This window comes from Amycolatopsis sp. NPDC102522 (assembly GCF_055584485.1).
Genome location: NZ_JBVJLY010000027.1, coordinates 1 through 15099, shown reverse-complemented (window position 1 = coordinate 15099; position 15099 = coordinate 1). Strand labels below are relative to the sequence as shown.

Below are 15099 nucleotides of genomic sequence, written 5' to 3'. Positions count from 1 at the left end.
CCGCCGGCCCCTCGGCGCCCCCCCCCCCCCCCCCTGGGGGGGGGGGGGGGGGGCGCCCCCCCCCCCCCCCCCCCCCCCCCCCCACAACTCACCGAGCCCGTCAGTCGCTGTGCGAGCCTCGGCTCCGGCGGGTGCACAGGTGGGTCAGCGCTTGAGAAGTCCCTGGATGAAGGGCAGCGTGCGGAGTTCGAGATCGGCCAGGGCCTGGACTGTCCACAGAGACGCCATCAAAGCGGTCGAGGGACAGGTGCGGCCAGTGTGAAGGTCGATCGTCGCGAGGGCTGGTGTCTGGTGCACTCCGGCGCTGTCGTCGGGATTCTACCGCGTAATCGGGTAAAAGATCTGCGTCCGATCTCGTTTCGTGGTTTGAGGTACCGGTCGCGCATCGACGGTCGCGGTGCCGGGTTCAGGGACTACGCTGAACGGTAACGCCCGATCGGCCGTCCGGAACCGGCGGAACGGATCGTGGTGTATCGGGTTTCGCCCCGGACCTCGGCGTCTCAGGCTCGAACCGCTTGTTCGCCAAGGAGTCGTCATGGGCATTCTCGCTTGGATCGTGCTCGGCCTCGTCGCCGGCGCCATCGCCAAGTCGTTGTCGGGTGGCCGAGCGAAGCACGGTCTCGTCGTCCCGATTCTCGTTGGGGTCGCCGGGGCCGTCCTTGGTGGCTGGATCGCGGCTGCCTACCTCGGGATCGACGTCACACAGGGGTTCTTCGACCTCGTCACCTGGGCGACCGCGATCGTGGGATCGGTACTGCTCCTGGTGATCCAGCACGCGATCAGCGGAGGACTCCTCAAGTCCAAGCCTCGCCGGCGGGTGCGCCGATGACCGGCCAGGCGGCGGGATGGCGATGGCGCCACGCGTCGCGTTCCGAGAGACAGGGAACGAGGATCATGGCGGAGCTCGAACCGTTCACCGACAGCGCCGAGCGCGATCGGTCGCGATGGAGCCGGCGGAGGACGGTGTCGGTCTCCTGCACCATCGTCAGAGTCCTTTGTGGACTCTTCGCGACGGTGCTCGCGGCGTGGATCGTGCTGGTTTTCGGTGAGGCCAACCCCGCGAACGGGGTGGCCGAGTTCGTCCGAGGTTTCGCCGCCGGCGTTTCGCTGGGGTTCGACGACCTGTTCACCCCGGACGACGCGAAGTTCCGAGTGCTGCTCAACAGCGGCCTCGCCGCGATCGTGTGGCTGGGCATCGGGTCACTGGCCACGATGCTGATCCGCCGGTTCGCCCTGCCCCGGCCAGGGGAGTCGTACTGACCCTGCTTTCCGGGGGTGCGGGGGGCTATCGTCGAAGACAGCACATCGTTGCCTTCAGGAGCGGAGCGGCCATCGCCCGATGATCTGAGGGACTGCTCCGGACCCGGCGGCGCACGTTCGGTGTCGTCACAGTGACGACCGAATGAGCCGACGAGCCGTCCGCAGCGCACGAGAGGCCTGCTCATGGCCGATCCCCGGCACGAGCCGAACGTTCCCGACGATGCCCGGCTGGTGGTGCCGCACCTTTTGCGGGTGACCGCGGAGTTCGGGTGGCGGTTGCTCGTCGTCGGCGCGACCCTGTACGTGCTCGGTCTGGTCGCCGGCTTTCTGGCCGCGGTGGTCGTGCCGGTGGCGATCGCCTTGCTGCTGGCCGCGATGCGCGCTCCCGCGGTGACCTTCCTCGCCCGCCACAGGGTTCCCCGCGGCCTCGCCGTCGTGATGGTCGTGGTCGGCGGGCTCGCGGTGCTGGGCGGCCTGCTGACCTTCGTGGTGCTCACGTTCGTCAACGGCCTTCCGGCCCTGCGGGTCCAGCTCACGAAGAGCGTCGACGCCGTCGCGCACTGGCTCACCACCGGCCCGCTCCATCTCAGCGCCGCACAACTCAGGGATTCGGTCAACGACCTGGTGACCACGCTGACCAATTCCCGGACCGGTCTGACCTCAGGGGCTCTGAGCACGGCGGCGACGGTGGGCGGAGTGCTGGCGCAGGCGCTGCTCGTGTTGTTCGTCTTGATCTTCCTTCTCGCGGACGGGCCCGGGATCTGGGCGTACCTGCTGCGCGCGGCGCCCGCCGCGACGCGGACCCGGGCCGACGTCGCCGGGCGGCGGAGCCTGGCGGCGCTCGTCAGTTACGTGCGGGCGACGATCGCGGTCGCCACGGTGGACGCGGTCGGCATCGGTGTCGGCATGGCCGTGCTGGGTGTTCCGCTGGCCGTGCCCTTGTCGGCGCTGGTGTTCCTCGGCGCGTTCGTGCCGATCATCGGCTCGGTGGTGGCGGGCACGGTCGCGGTCCTGATCGCGCTGGTCGCCAACGGTCTCGTCCCGGCGCTGATCCTGCTCGGCGTCGTCCTCGTCGTCCAGCAACTGGAAAGCCATCTGCTGCAACCGTTCCTGCTCGGACGTGCGGTGAAGCTCCATCCGCTCGCGGTGGTGCTGGCCATCGCGACCGGGCTGCTCGTCGGTGGCATCGCCGGGGCGTTGCTGGCCGTGCCCCTGCTGGCGGTGCTCAACTCCGCCATCCGGTCTTTGCGCAGCGAGGCCGACGAACACGTCGTCCCGGCAGACGTCCGCGCGAGCAGACCCGCGGAGTCCGGCCCACCCGAACCCGGCCTCGACCGGGAACCCGAACCACGGCAAGGAGACGCCCCATGACCACGACGACCCGCCGACTCGACCAGAACCAGGTGGAGCTCATCGGCAAGGAACTGGATGCGCTGCGACAGCGTGTGGTGGCGGATCTCGGCGCGGACGACGCCGACTACATTCGCCGGGTCGTCGCGGTGCAACGGCTCAGTGAGGTGTCGGGTCGGGTGCTGCTGTTCGCGGGCTGGTTCCCGCCTGCGTGGATCGCCGGTGTGGGCGCGCTGGCGTTGTCGAAGATCTTGGACAACATGGAGATCGGGCACAACGTCCTGCACGGTCAGTACGACTGGATGAAGGATCCGACGCTGAATTCGCGGACCTTCGAATGGGACATGGTCTGCCCGGGTGAGCAGTGGCGCCGTTCGCACAATTTCATGCATCACACCTATACCAACATCCTCGACAAGGATCGCGACGTCGGTTACGGCATCATCCGGATCACCGAGGACCAGACGTGGAATCCTTACTACCTGGGCAATCCGCTCTACGCGGCGGCGCAGGCGGTGTTCTTCGAGTACGGGATCATGCTGCACGACCTCGAAGCGGACCGGATCGTGCAAGGCCGCCGGTCATGGGCGGACGTCCGCCCGCTGCTCGGCCCGATGCTGCGCAAGGTGGGCAGGCAGGCGGGCAAGGACTACCTGCTCTTCCCCGCGCTGACCGGCCCGCTGTTCCCCGTCACACTGGCGGCGAACGCCGGCGCGAACCTGATCCGCAACCTGTGGGCGTTTTCGATCATCTTCTGTGGTCATTTCCCCGACGGCGCCGAGGTGTTCACCGAAGAGGAGAGCGAAAACGAGAGCAAGGGGCAGTGGTACCTGCGCCAGATGCTCGGCTCCGCGAACATCACCGGAAGCCCGCTGTTCCACCTGCTGTCCGGGAACCTCAGCCACCAGATCGAACACCACCTGTTCCCGGACATCCCGTCCCGCCGCTATCCGCGGATCGCGGCCGAGGTACGGGAGATCTGCGAGAAGCAAGGCCTGCCCTACAACACCGGCTCCCTGTCGAAACAACTCGGCTCGGTCGTCCGCAAGATCTTCCGTCTCGCTTTGCCATGACCGATCGGCTTCTCGCGCCGCACTGTCACGCTCCTGACGCAGGCGGGACCGGAGCGTGCCGCAGCGCGCGGTTGTGCCGCGGTTCGGTGCGAGTCTTCGCGTGGTCCACCTGGCGGATCATGTCGGCGCGAACCTCGTTGAGCGCGACGGGCAGGTCCGGTGCCGAAGACCCGGCCACCAGATGCAGGCCGGGAAGGCGATGGAGCCGGCATTCGAGGGTGAGCTGCTGTCCCGCTCCGCGCCGGCCCTTGACACTGATTTCGAGATCGACCTGGCCTTCGCTGAAGGAACGCAGCCTGGAACCGAGCGCGGCCAGCCGTTCGGCGACCCACTCGCGTTCGGAGGCGGAAAACCCGCCGCCGAGACGGAGTCGTTCGGCGATCAGGTTCAGGTCTTTCCGATCGGCGGTCATGGCGCCTTCTTTCCCGTTGGCCAAAAACCACTGTACGCCGTTTCCGTAGTGTGAACCGGAGCGGGTGAATTGTTGCCGCGCTACTACGCGTATTTCTCTGTACAGTGGAAATGCCGAGAGTATTTCGTGTGTCGGGCAACGACCGATGTCACCTTCGGTTCTTCATTGACGCCGGTCTTCACGGCCGGAGACCGGAGCCGAACATGCGTGCTGACTCCCACACCCCGGACGCCGCCGAACGGCTGAGGATCAAGCCTCGTAATTCGGAAAGCGGTTGTGTCGACGGAGCCTGGTGGCCCAGGTCCCGTGACCTGACAGCCGAGGTACCCGAACTCGCGACGGCGCTCAACGACCGGATCGGCCCGGTGTGGCGGGTGGCGTTCCCGTTGCCGGGCTGGGAAGTCACGGTCCGCGAGATGATCTGCCAGGGGCGGCTGGTCAAACTCGAGGGAATCGACTCGCAGAACGTTCATATCGTGCACGTGACCGGCGGGAACATGCGCCGTCTCACGCTTCTGGTCATCCCGCCGGAGGCGGACACGGTGGCCGCCGAGGGTGTTCTGGTGGCGGCCTCCGGACAGAACAACGTGGCAGGCCCGGAGATGCTCCTCGACGAGTTCGGCGCGCGGCCCACACCGGAGAACGCCCTCGCCCGGTGGGAATCCGAGGGTGGTCGTGGTGACATCGCCGGAGCAGGCGGGTGAATTCCGGCCGTCAGCGACCGGCAGGCCCATCGTCGAACGAAGCCGAAACATGAGGAGTGAAAATGCCGGTCGGCACGGAGAGATCCATCGTCGCTGGGATCGACGGGTCACGGTCTGCCAAGACCGCCGCGATCTGGGCGTCGGACGAGGCCGCGAAACGCGGGCTGCCCTTGCGGCTCGTCCACGTGTTCACGATCCCGGTCGTGAAGATGCCGGGGGTGGTCCCCTCGTTCGAAGGGGTCCGTGAGGGTTTCGAGAGCCGCGGCCGAGCATGGATTTCCGAGGTGAAGGACGCAGTGCTCGCCAGACACGCGGGTCTCGTCGTCGAGACCGCGGTCCGCGAGTGGAATCCGGCGGCGGCCCTGATCCAGGAGTCGGCGAGGGCGACGACGGTCGTGCTCGGATCGCGAGGACTCGGCGGTTTCACCGGGATGCTGGTGGGCTCCACCGCGGTCGCGCTCGCCCATCACGGCCATTGCCCGATCGTCGTGGCCCGGGACCGGCGACCGGACGGTGCCGTGCCGCAGGCGGGACCGGTCGTCGTGGGCACGGACGGTTCGCCGGTCAGCGAGGCTGCCCTCGGGTTCGCGTTCGACGAAGCGAGGTTGTGGAACGCTCACCTGGCCGTTGTCCGGACCTGGTCGGAACTGGTCGACCACGGCGCGATCCGACTGCATTTCCTCGCCGTCGACCCGGCCGAGATCGAGGCCGCAGACAGGAAGTCGACCGAGGAGCAGGTAGCCCCTTGGCGGGAGAAGTACCCGGACGTTCCGGTCGAGATCGTCGTCCGCAAGGGAAGGCCTGTCCGCACGTTGCTCGAAATCGGTGTGGGGGCGCGGCTTCTCGTCGTCGGCAGCCGGGGGCGCGGTGGATTCGAGGGCATGCTCCTCGGGTCGACCAGCCAGGCGCTGGTCGCCCACGCCGAGTGTCCCGTCGCCGTCATCCGGGGAGATCGCCTCGACGCGGAACTGTGAAGCGGCAAGACTCCGGAATCCTCGGTCATCCACACCACCTCGCAGGTCCGAGGCAGCAGTCCCGGATCCCCTTCCCAGGCGGGAAGGTTGATCATGAGATCGACAGCACGTACCAGCACGGCAGCCCGGGCGGGCCGCGCGTTGATCGGTGTGGGCACCGCGGCGGGCTTCGCTCTTCTGGAGCCCGCGCAGGCGTGGGCGCTCCCGCCGGGCCGCACCCAGATCGGCGCCAACTTCACCTGTACCGCCGGTCAGGTGCAGCTCAGGTATAAAACGGAGCTTTCAGGAAATCAGGTGGCGTCGGAATCCGTGCGCGACGGCTTGAGCGCGGTCGTGCACGCTGAGTTTTCCGAACAGGCGGCGGGCATGAGTTTTCACTGTGTCTTCGGCCAGGTATAGCTCGCGGCCGATCTGTCCGTTGCTTCTGCCTCGGCTCATTCCTTGCAGGACCTGCATCTCGCGCTGTGTCAGCCGGACTCCAGGATCCAGCGATTGCCGAGGGGCCGACACGGGGGTGGTGGCGAGCGTCTGGGCTACCGCCGCGACGAGTTCTGGCCGTGAGGCATCCCAGCGTAGGTAACCGCGGGCTCCGCCGGCGATCGCCGCGGCGATGGTGGCGGCGTCATCGGGTGCGCCGAACACGAGGACATTGGCATTTGGATTCGCCGAGACGAGTAGCCGGGTGGCTTCCAGTCCGGATGGCACCGCACGCTGGGTTCCCATGAGCACGACGTCGGCAGGCTGTCGGGAGTATCTCGCGTGCAGCTCATCGCCATGCACGACATGATCGATGCGGTTGACTCCCGGCACCGAGGACAGCGCCCGGGTGAGTCCTTCCCGGACAATACGTCGCTCGTCGCAGATCAAGATGGTCGTCAAATTGTTCCTTCCCGCCACACGTGTGGTTCAACTTCCCCTAGTGGCACCAGCGCGCCAACGCTCGGCCCTGATTGCCGGCTTTCGGCGATCATCGGGCCTGCCCGAAAAAATGGCAGTTGAAATATCTGCCGGTCTCAGCCCCGCGCAGACGAGATGCGGTTCGTCGAAACGCTGTTCACCTCGTGCGGCACCGACAGCTCGTCCTGGCATTAGGGTGAAACCAGCGACGATGCCCGCCGCGACGATGAAGTGGCTTGTGCAGACACGTTCGGGTCAACTCCGCGTGGTGGATGCCCTTCGACTCTATGCGTTGCAGCCGGGAGAGAGCCTGTCAGGTAAGGAATGGCCGTCGATCCTGCGGCGAGGGCGGCAGTGGCGCGCAAGGGGCGGCTGCTTGCGTCGCGCTTTGGTGGATGCAACTGTATGTGCCGACGGCCAGTTGGCTCGGTCCCATCACCAGGGCCGGTGCCGTCACCGCTCCAGACCGTGGCGGGTTACACCCGTACCGGCCTTGTCAGGAGTGTTGATCGTTGTGAGCAGTACCGCCCTGGTGGCCTTGTCGGTTCCCCCGGATATGCGACGTATTCGTACCTTCCATCTGGGGCGATCGCTGGGGTTCTACCTCGCCCTGGAGTGTAAAGTCCGTCTGTCGGGCGGTGGCTGGGTGCTGTTGGGCAACGCGGACACCTTGTTCATCTTGGAACGCGTTGGTGTCGGCGTTCCCTCAAGGGACTGTGTTCCTGCGCTGAGTGTCGGCAATCTGCTGCATCTGTGCCGTCGCCTGTGGGCATCCAGCATTGACACGAGCCCGATCAGCTATCCCGCGTGTGCGCCTGGCGGCCGGATCACCGCTCGTGATCCTGACTCGCATGCTGTCTGCGTCAGTCAGGCGGAGAACCGGTCGCCGAGACCGTCGCAGTCCGCTGAATGTTCGCGGGTCACCTGTTCGCAGGGGAAGTGTTAAGTGAGGTAAGGCCAGCGTGTCGGGCCGGGTGGTCGACGGCCTGGCGTTCGGCTTCCGCCCTGCTTGAGGACCTCGTCGGCATTGACGCCCTGTGGCCGTTGGCGGCCAGATAGCTCCCCGCTAACTGGCCGCCAGTGGGGAGGTACGACTGGTCTCTGACACACGATCACGCTCACGATCGCGGTACCAGGTTCCTGTAGCTTTGCCGCACTCTGTCGAGCTGATAGTGACGAACGAAGGTCGTCCCTCGTCGACGTTCACCTGATCAGATGGCTGTATTGGCGGACGTGCCCAGGATTGGCAAGGCTTGCTCGGTCTTGATCTTCGTTGACGATGGGACGAGGCCGAAATGACTTCCGCGCGGGTGGGCTTTTCTTCCGACATGCTCGACCGTCTCCCGTGTTTCCCCGCAGACACATCGTTCGGTACCGACGTCGACGCGGTGAACGAGGTGTTGCTGTCCGACGTGCCCGAGGAGGTGAAGCGGGCGGCGTTCATGGGCTGGGTGGCCCGCCATCAGCCCTGCGTCTTCGGCCGGGTCGCGACGAAGTCCGGTGCGGCGGCGAAGGGCCTGGGCATGACCCTGTGCTGGATTGACGAGTCCACTATGGACTCCGGGCCCGAGGTGGTGGCAGCACGCGTCGCGGCTGCACGGCGAGACTGGAAAGAGCTGGCTTCCGACGGTGAGAGCAGCGCCTTCCTGATCATGTTCAACAGTCCACGGCTCGCTCACGCCATGCCGAGCCCTGAACTGGTGCGGGTGGCCGCCGATCTCGCTTCGCTGTACCTCGTCGAGTGCGCGCCGGTCCAGCCCGGGGTCATCTACACCGAGGCGATCCCCCTGCGCGGGCCCGACGGGATTCTGCGGGTGTTCAAGGGAAGCGTGCAACTGTTCCACACCGGGGCGCACCTGCGCCGCCACCACGACCGCCGGGTCCCCGGAGGGCTGCTGATCTCGGTCAACGGCCCCGGCCACTACGCCAACGCACTGGTCGCCCGCGGACTGTTCGACTCGCTGCGGGACTCCGCGGGGTTCGTCCGCCGGATGGCCGCGCGGTCGATCGGCGCGGGCGGCTTGGGCAGCGACGACGCTGTGAGCACGACCTGGCACCGCGACACCTGCCCTGCCGAGCGTGACACCGCCCGCTGGTTCTCCGCCGCCTACCACCTCGACGTGTTCGTCCAGTCCGACGTGGTCGGCGACCCGAGCAGGCGAACCGGGCCCTGCCCGCCGGATCAGGTCTGGTCGTGGCTGCACCTGGACTACATCGACGCGCGGAAGACCACCCCGGCGGACGACACACACGGCTGGTTCCACGGCACCGCCATCACCGATGACGCGATGCACGACAACCCTTGGCCGCCGGTAGTACCCGTCGACGCACCGGACTTCAACTACTGACCGTTCCTCTCAACGAGTTCCGTCGCCGAACCGTGGGCAACGGAACTCGTCCCCCGGTGAGTTCTCAGCGTGTCCGAGTACCACCGTATCGGTGCGGTGTCATGCCCCGATCGCGGCCGCCACGACGGCACCGGTTCGTGCCATACCTGTCGCGTTGGGGTGGAATGGGGTGGCAGGCGAGGTCGGCAGGGTGCCTTCCATCCATTTCTCTGCGATGTTTTCGCAGATGCCGTGCCCTGCGCTGGGTGTGCGGACATCGACGAACTCGGCGCTGTGTCAAACGGGTTCGTTCGACACTGAGTGGTGAACAAGTCCGCTTCATAGCTCAGTGTCGGCGAGTGGGAATTGTGCTATGTCCCATTGTCGGCGTAGTGAGAGCAGCGCGCTCCGGTCGATCATTCCTTGTGATTCCAGGAAAGTGAGCGATCTGCGGAGTCGATAGGTGGTGTAGGAGCCCTTCTGCCTGCTCGCTGCAGCCTTCGCGGCGTCTGATTCAAGTAGGTCCGGGGTTCGTTGGTTCCACAGTTCGACGAGCTGGCCGCGGTCGCAGGTCGGGTGGGCGTTGTCGGTGATTTCGAGGAGCAGGTCGGCGACGTCGACGTTTTCGCCGGTGACGTGTGAGCCTTGGTACTGGATGAAGCTGTTCTTGTGGTGCCGGGCGGCTGTTCGGCGGCCTCGTTCGGCAGCTACCGCGTCTACGAGGCAGTAGCCGGTGTCGTCGGCGGTGGGCCAGGGGAGCAGTCGCAGGCGAGCCCAGAGGGCGGTGTCGGCCAGATCAAGGTATTGGTGCAAGACGGTGTTGAACCGACTCGCTCGTTTACGCCAGGTCGTGAACTGGCGATAGTGATCGGCGTACTCGGCGGCGGTGATCAGCCCGGCGTCGCGCCGGTGTTCGGCGAGCTTGATCGCGTCGCGTTCCCGGACGGATCTCTCGCCCGCCCTGGCGTCGAAGTTCTTGAGCGCGCGGTAGGTCTGCAAGACGCGATCGTCGGCCAGCAGGGCTTCCCAATTGCCTCGTTGGGACAGGCTTAACGCTTCGCGGACGTAACTCAGGGCGGCTTCGTCATCGGCCGGGCCCGTAGGGAAGAGGTTTCGACATGGGAGCTCTCAGGGGTAGCGTGGGCCTGCGGAGGGAGCGACGACAACCTCGATCGCGTTCGGCGGAGCCAACCTGTTCCACGGCATGATCCACGCGACCGCGTCCGGCACAACCACGAGCCTCAAGTCTTGCCTGTCCGGGAGATCGGAGAACAGTTGACGCGACAGCAATACCGCCTGGTCGTCGAGTGTGGGGACGTCGTCGATCGGGTTCGGTGGACCGGGCGAGTGCGGCGTGAGTGTCTCGGTCCTCGCGACGGTTTTCGCTTGGCGTCCTGCTATCCGGCCGCACGTCCATAGGCTGCGGGTGCGGCTGAACACGGCAACGCTTGATCGAACGTGACGAGCCCGGACGCCTGGTCTCATTCCGGGAACGGCCGGGCTTCTCCGCGTCTTCTGCGTGGACGGCGTGAGGCTGTCTGGTTGTCGTGGCTCATCTCGGTCGTGTCTGTTCGGTCCGTTCCGCGGCGAGCACGGCGTCCACCAGGCCTGGGTAGAGCTCGTCGAGGTCCTCGCGGCGTAGTGACAGGTACCGTTCCCGGCCACGCACCCGGGTGTGTGTCCAGCCGGCCTGGCGCAGGATCCGGCAGTGGTAGCTGCCGGTGGCCCGGGTCACCGGCAGGTTCATCTCCGCGGCCGTCACTTCACCGCGTTCGGCCAGTACCGCGAGCATGTGCCTGCGGATCGGGTCGGCCGTGGCCTGCAGTACGGCGTCAAGCCTGATCCCGTCGATGTCCGGCTGATCCGCGTCCGCCGCGGCCGCGCGGTGCGCCCCTGTGTCCCGCATCATTTAGAGAACCTTCTAACTGTTTGATACTGTCGTGACAGTTCGATAATCCTCTACCAATGCCTGCGTGGCAAGCGAAGGGAGCGGCATGTCCACATCCGGTCAGCTGCGTGTCCTGTTCCGTCTCTGGGTGACCCGCGAGTTCTACGCCGCCCCGGCTGGCGAGCAGACCCGGGTCATCGAGGCGCTCCCGCCGGCGTTCGACCGGCTCGGCGAACGCTTCGGCATCACCGTGCTCGGAACCCTCGACGAGGACCTCCTCCAGGTCGGCACCGGCGCGCGTGAGCCCGTCTCCTATGTCCTCGCCGACGCACCCGACCTGACCGCCGTGCAGGCCGTCTGCGGGATCGTGCGCACCGAGCGGGTCGACGGGTTCCCGCTGTGGCGCTACCTCGAGATCGACGCGCGCATCGGCCACGACCTGTTCTTCGCCACCCACTAGCACCCGGGAACACCACATGAACATCCTCGACCTCTCCGGCAGGACGGCCATGGTCACCGGGGCCGCCCACGGCCTCGGTGCCGCCATCGCCGAAGCCCTGCACACCCACGGCGCGCAGGTGGCACTGCTCGACCACGACGCACAGGCCAACCGCGACACCGCCGCACATCTCGGCTCCCGCGCGGTCGCGATCACCGCGGACCTGGCCGACCTCGACCGGCTCGACAACGCCTGCGCCGAGGCCGTACAGCAGCTCGGCCCGGTCGACATCCTCGTCAACAACGCCGCCACGGCGCCCATGCGCGGACTATGGGACATCGACCCCACCGAATGGGACGCCGTATTCGCGGTCAACGTCCGCGCCGCCTTCTTCCTCACCCGCACCATCGCCGCAGGCATGCGAGCACGCGGGTTCGGCCGCATCGTCAACATCGCCTCACTGTCCGGCCAGCAAGCCCGCCCCACCGGCGCACACTACGGCGTGTCCAAAGCCGCGCTGATCGCCATGACCCGCAGCTTCGCCACCGAACTCGCGCCCGATGGCGTCACCGTGAACGCCGTCGCACCCGGCATGATCGAAACCCCCATGGTGCACACCATCGGCACGGACAAGAAGGCGGAACTCACCGCCCAGATCCCGGTCGGACGCATCGCGGCGCCCGCCGAGATCGCCGGGCTCGTCGCCTACCTGGCCTCCGACACCGCGGGCTTCATCACCGGCGCCACCTACGACATCAACGGCGGCGTCCTGATGCGCTGACCCGCCACACGAGGTGAAGCAGGACCACGAGGCACTCGCGTCTCACCGAAAGAGACTCACCGCCGACCGTCGGGATGTGGTCTGTACCGAGGGTCGCGGCACCTGCGCGAAGGGCCCCGGCTAGAGGTCGATGATGAGCTTCAGGACGAGCTCTGAAGCGTTGTGCATGAAGTTGTGCGTGGTGTCCCAGGTATGCACAGTGAACTGTTCGTCGGCGCGTGCTTTCGCCGTCATCGCCGCGAGCGGGGATTCGCCAGGCCAACCTGTTGCTTCGACATAGTGCTTGACGGGTACGCCGCGCCATGCCCCCGTGAGTTTTGAGGCTTGCATCAGTGTGGCCAGCGGGTGCGGGCGTGCCCGCTTGTCGAAAAACGGCAAGGGGTCAACGAAAGCTCCGGTACGGGCCGCCCCGTCGACGTACCAGCCATGTTCCTCGTCGTTGGTCATCGACCAGCTGGAATCCCCGTTTTCGGGGATCAGGGCGTCCAGATAGACCAGTGCTCGGATTCGGTCGCGTTCGGCGTCCGCGACACCGCTGATGATGCTTCCGCCGTAGCTATGGCCGACGAGGACCGCATCGCGCTTGCCGTCCACCTCTGGGGGAACTGCCCGCAGTGCCTGGATGGCCTGCTGCACATGGTCGTCCAGGGTGATCACCTGTGGTGGCGGGTTCGCGTCCGGATCCAGGCCCATGGGAGTGAGCGCGACGACGGTGTGCCCGGCCTCCTTGAGAGCGGGGACTACGGGGTCGTACCACCAGCCACCGTGCCAGGCGCCAGGTACAAGCAGATAAGTGGTCACGGGTGGATCTCCTTCCGGCGCGGGCCAGTGATCATGATAGGCACGCTGCCAGTACGCGCGTCCGTACCGGACACTCAGCCAAGCGAACTCTCGGACAACCGCGAGGCGTGGCCCACGTGCATTCGGACGGCATGACACCCAGCATCTCTTGCCGCCGAGAACCTTAAGTTCTGTGACGCTCGCTCATCGGCATGAGGGGGCGTCAGAGGCAAATTGTTCGACAGCAGTCCAGGTGGTGAGCACACTGCCATGGTGATCCGTTTTCATTTCCGTCTGAGGCCGTTGGCCGAGGTGGAGCCTTGGGGTGATAGCCGTTGCAGGGCAGCCACAGCCGGTCGACTACTACGTCGTCCGGCTGTGGGAGGACCTTCTGGAAGTGCTGCCGTCTCTGCTGGAACCGGTGCCCGCGGACCTTGTCGATCACATGACCAGCGATCTGGATGCCTGGTGCGGGGCAGGTGTCGAGGACGCGGAGGCAGCGCTCGACTGGTACAGCAGCCACGTCATGTACACCAGTTACCTTGTCGCCTCGCCATGCATCTTGTGGTGGCGGTCGGTCGCCGGCCGGGACACGATCACCGTCGACTGGCGGCACTCCGCCGAGCACGGACTTGACTGCACTGTGCCGAGGCAAGGACGGGCAAGCGTCTCCACCGACTCGTTCCTGCGAGCAGTGGAGGAGTTCGACCGAGAACTGATTGCTGCGATGGACCGGCGCATCACGGAGATCGAGGACTGCGGGCTGGATCCAGACATCCAAGTCGACCTCGAACAGCTCCGCCACGAACACCAGCAGCGTTCAGGATCCCTGGCCGCCGCCATGCAGCTCGTACCTGCGACGGACTGGACAGCCGTTCGCGAGGGCGTCGCGCGCATCTTCTCGACGTGAACTCAGAAGCCGCCATCCGTTGCCACAGACCTGGGTCACTGACCGCAATGCCGTAGCCGCCCATTCGGCATGAGAGAGCACCGGATCATGGCCGATCGGCATGACATAGCATCTGAGTGATGGCATACGCGGGCTCTCGGACCATGAATGTCGGAACCTGGTTGCTACCCGAGGATGAAGGCGCGTTCGACCTGGCGTTGCGCGACACGTTCCCTGGCACCGGGTGGCAGTGCTCGCAGCCAGGACCGCTGGGACTTCACACCGTCCACCTCCACGGCTCGCTGGCGAACGCGATGACCTGTGGCGGCCGCGGAGTTCAGGCGTTCCTGCACCTACCGATCGGCGCAAGCCTGCCATCAACCGTCACGCTCGCCGATGGCGTCCCGCTGCCGGACGGGCCGCCAGTCGCTGCCATCATGCAACTCCTTCGCTCGACGCGCCGACATGATCCCGGTGGTACGTACTGTGATCACGACGCCGGGTACCAGCACCTGGAAGGCGGTGCGTACTTTGATGCCGGCAGGCTGGCCGTACGCTGGTTCGCGGACGAAGTCGGTGACTCCGGACACCAGGTCCTCCAGCGGCAATCACGGGCGATTCGGTCGGCACTGACGGCCACCACTCGTCCGGCTCGCATCAAAGACGCGAATGGCCGACGGCTGACTGGCTACCGCATCGGTCCGGCCGCTCAGGCGATGGCCGAAACGACAGGCATCCTTCTCGGCCGCGCCGGACTACAGCGGTTCCAACTCGGCTGATCTGCTGCGATCTCGACGTCCGGGAATGCACTCAACTTGGCATGACCGCGCGTCCGGTTGCTGCGTATCGACCACCTCGCGGTATGAGAGAGCGATGGACACGTGATGCGGGCAAGGTAATCCGATTGCTTGTGGGACGCCTGCGACACGATCATGGGCTGGTGTCTGGAGACGTGTGGCTGGAAGAGGTGAAGTCGGGACTCCGCAGTGCTTTCGTCTGGCGCGGAGACCGCACGGACAGGCACCGTTATGCCGACGTGACGGATTGGTGGCGTCGACCCGATCTGCTCGGGAGTCTGGGCCCCGCGCTGGCGCAACTGTTCGCCGACCAGCAACCCACTGTCGTCCTCGGGCCGGAATCCCGTGGCTGCCTCCTGGGGCCGCTGGTCGCTCTGCGCTTCAACGTCGGGTTCGTCGAAGTTCGCAAAGAACAGGTGGCGTTCCAGCGGCCCTGTCATGATTTCCGTGTAAGCCACGGATGATTTCTTCTTTGATTCTAGTGGAGTGGCAGGCGATCAGGGAAGAGGGCGGCGAGGGTATTTAATG

General features: G+C 66.2%; 17 protein-coding genes. 12 read left to right on the top strand and 5 right to left on the bottom strand.

Going from position 1 to position 15099, the window contains the following annotated elements; translation table 11 throughout:
* Positions 1–535 precede the first annotated feature (535 nt).
* The 4 genes from ACZ6YV_RS38425 to ACZ6YV_RS38410 all read left to right on the top strand — a co-directional run bounded on the left by ACZ6YV_RS38425 (position 536) and on the right by ACZ6YV_RS38410 (position 3683).
* Positions 536–829, top strand: a complete 294-nt coding sequence (locus tag ACZ6YV_RS38425; protein ID WP_465514309.1) for a GlsB/YeaQ/YmgE family stress response membrane protein — start codon at positions 536–538, stop codon at positions 827–829.
* Between the two features lie 65 nt (positions 830–894).
* Positions 895–1260 (top strand): hypothetical protein, encoded by a 366-nt coding sequence (locus ACZ6YV_RS38420; protein ID WP_465514308.1) that lies wholly within the window; start codon positions 895–897, stop codon positions 1258–1260.
* 183 nt (positions 1261–1443) lie between these two features.
* A complete protein-coding gene (locus ACZ6YV_RS38415) occupies positions 1444–2631 on the top strand; it encodes an AI-2E family transporter (RefSeq protein WP_465514307.1) in 1188 nt (395 codons plus the stop codon).
* Positions 2628–3683 (top strand): fatty acid desaturase family protein, encoded by a 1056-nt coding sequence (locus tag ACZ6YV_RS38410; protein WP_465514306.1) that lies wholly within the window; start codon positions 2628–2630, stop codon positions 3681–3683. Before ACZ6YV_RS38415 ends, ACZ6YV_RS38410 begins: the two co-directional genes overlap by 4 nt.
* A gap of 25 nt (positions 3684–3708) precedes the next feature.
* Here the strand turns inward: ACZ6YV_RS38410 and ACZ6YV_RS38405 are convergent, their stop codons facing one another.
* Positions 3709–4095: an HPF/RaiA family ribosome-associated protein gene (locus ACZ6YV_RS38405; protein ID WP_465514305.1), complete on the bottom strand. Its 387-nt coding sequence runs from the start codon at positions 4093–4095 to the stop codon at positions 3709–3711.
* Between the two features lie 203 nt (positions 4096–4298).
* Here ACZ6YV_RS38405 and ACZ6YV_RS38400 point away from each other — a divergent pair, with 203 nt between their 5' ends.
* The gene (locus ACZ6YV_RS38400) at positions 4299–4799 is read left to right on the top strand and encodes a DUF5994 family protein (RefSeq protein WP_465514304.1); all 501 of its coding nucleotides are present in this window, start codon (positions 4299–4301) and stop codon (positions 4797–4799) included.
* Positions 4800–4861: 62 nt separating this feature from the next.
* Positions 4862–5773 carry a universal stress protein gene (locus ACZ6YV_RS38395; protein WP_465514303.1) on the top strand — a complete coding sequence of 304 codons (912 nt, stop codon included), beginning with the start codon at positions 4862–4864 and terminating at the stop codon, positions 5771–5773.
* Positions 5774–6055: 282 nt separating this feature from the next.
* Here the strand turns inward: ACZ6YV_RS38395 and ACZ6YV_RS38390 are convergent, their stop codons facing one another.
* Positions 6056–6652, bottom strand: coding sequence for a response regulator transcription factor (locus tag ACZ6YV_RS38390; RefSeq protein ID WP_465514302.1), 597 nt, complete (start codon positions 6650–6652; stop codon positions 6056–6058).
* 1346 nt (positions 6653–7998) lie between these two features.
* Between ACZ6YV_RS38390 and ACZ6YV_RS38385 the strand changes: the two genes are divergently transcribed.
* Positions 7999–9018, top strand: coding sequence for a hypothetical protein (locus tag ACZ6YV_RS38385; RefSeq protein ID WP_465514301.1), 1020 nt, complete (start codon positions 7999–8001; stop codon positions 9016–9018).
* Positions 9019–9336: 318 nt separating this feature from the next.
* On the opposite strand, the gene ACZ6YV_RS38380 is transcribed toward ACZ6YV_RS38385, so the two are convergent.
* Both ACZ6YV_RS38380 and ACZ6YV_RS38375 read right to left on the bottom strand, forming a co-directional pair.
* Complete coding sequence (locus ACZ6YV_RS38380; RefSeq protein WP_465514300.1) at positions 9337–9996, bottom strand: hypothetical protein; 660 nt, start codon at positions 9994–9996, stop codon at positions 9337–9339.
* A 553-nt stretch (positions 9997–10549) separates the two neighbouring features.
* Complete coding sequence (locus tag ACZ6YV_RS38375; RefSeq protein WP_465514299.1) at positions 10550–10906, bottom strand: ArsR/SmtB family transcription factor; 357 nt, start codon at positions 10904–10906, stop codon at positions 10550–10552.
* An 85-nt stretch (positions 10907–10991) separates the two neighbouring features.
* Between ACZ6YV_RS38375 and ACZ6YV_RS38370 the strand changes: the two genes are divergently transcribed.
* Both ACZ6YV_RS38370 and ACZ6YV_RS38365 read left to right on the top strand, forming a co-directional pair.
* Complete coding sequence (locus ACZ6YV_RS38370) at positions 10992–11345, top strand: hypothetical protein (protein ID WP_465514298.1); 354 nt, start codon at positions 10992–10994, stop codon at positions 11343–11345.
* A 16-nt stretch (positions 11346–11361) separates the two neighbouring features.
* Positions 11362–12105 carry an SDR family NAD(P)-dependent oxidoreductase gene (locus tag ACZ6YV_RS38365; protein WP_465514297.1) on the top strand — a complete coding sequence of 248 codons (744 nt, stop codon included), beginning with the start codon at positions 11362–11364 and terminating at the stop codon, positions 12103–12105.
* A gap of 120 nt (positions 12106–12225) precedes the next feature.
* Here the strand turns inward: ACZ6YV_RS38365 and ACZ6YV_RS38360 are convergent, their stop codons facing one another.
* Positions 12226–12906: an alpha/beta hydrolase gene (locus tag ACZ6YV_RS38360; RefSeq protein WP_465514296.1), complete on the bottom strand. Its 681-nt coding sequence runs from the start codon at positions 12904–12906 to the stop codon at positions 12226–12228.
* 304 nt (positions 12907–13210) lie between these two features.
* Between ACZ6YV_RS38360 and ACZ6YV_RS38355 the strand changes: the two genes are divergently transcribed.
* From ACZ6YV_RS38355 to ACZ6YV_RS38345, 3 genes are all read left to right on the top strand, one after another.
* A complete protein-coding gene (locus ACZ6YV_RS38355) occupies positions 13211–13795 on the top strand; it encodes a DUF5984 family protein (RefSeq protein WP_465514295.1) in 585 nt (194 codons plus the stop codon).
* 119 nt (positions 13796–13914) lie between these two features.
* Positions 13915–14553: a hypothetical protein gene (locus tag ACZ6YV_RS38350; RefSeq protein WP_465514294.1), complete on the top strand. Its 639-nt coding sequence runs from the start codon at positions 13915–13917 to the stop codon at positions 14551–14553.
* A 161-nt stretch (positions 14554–14714) separates the two neighbouring features.
* Positions 14715–15035, top strand: a complete 321-nt coding sequence (locus ACZ6YV_RS38345) for a hypothetical protein (protein ID WP_465514293.1) — start codon at positions 14715–14717, stop codon at positions 15033–15035.
* Positions 15036–15099 lie beyond the last annotated feature (64 nt).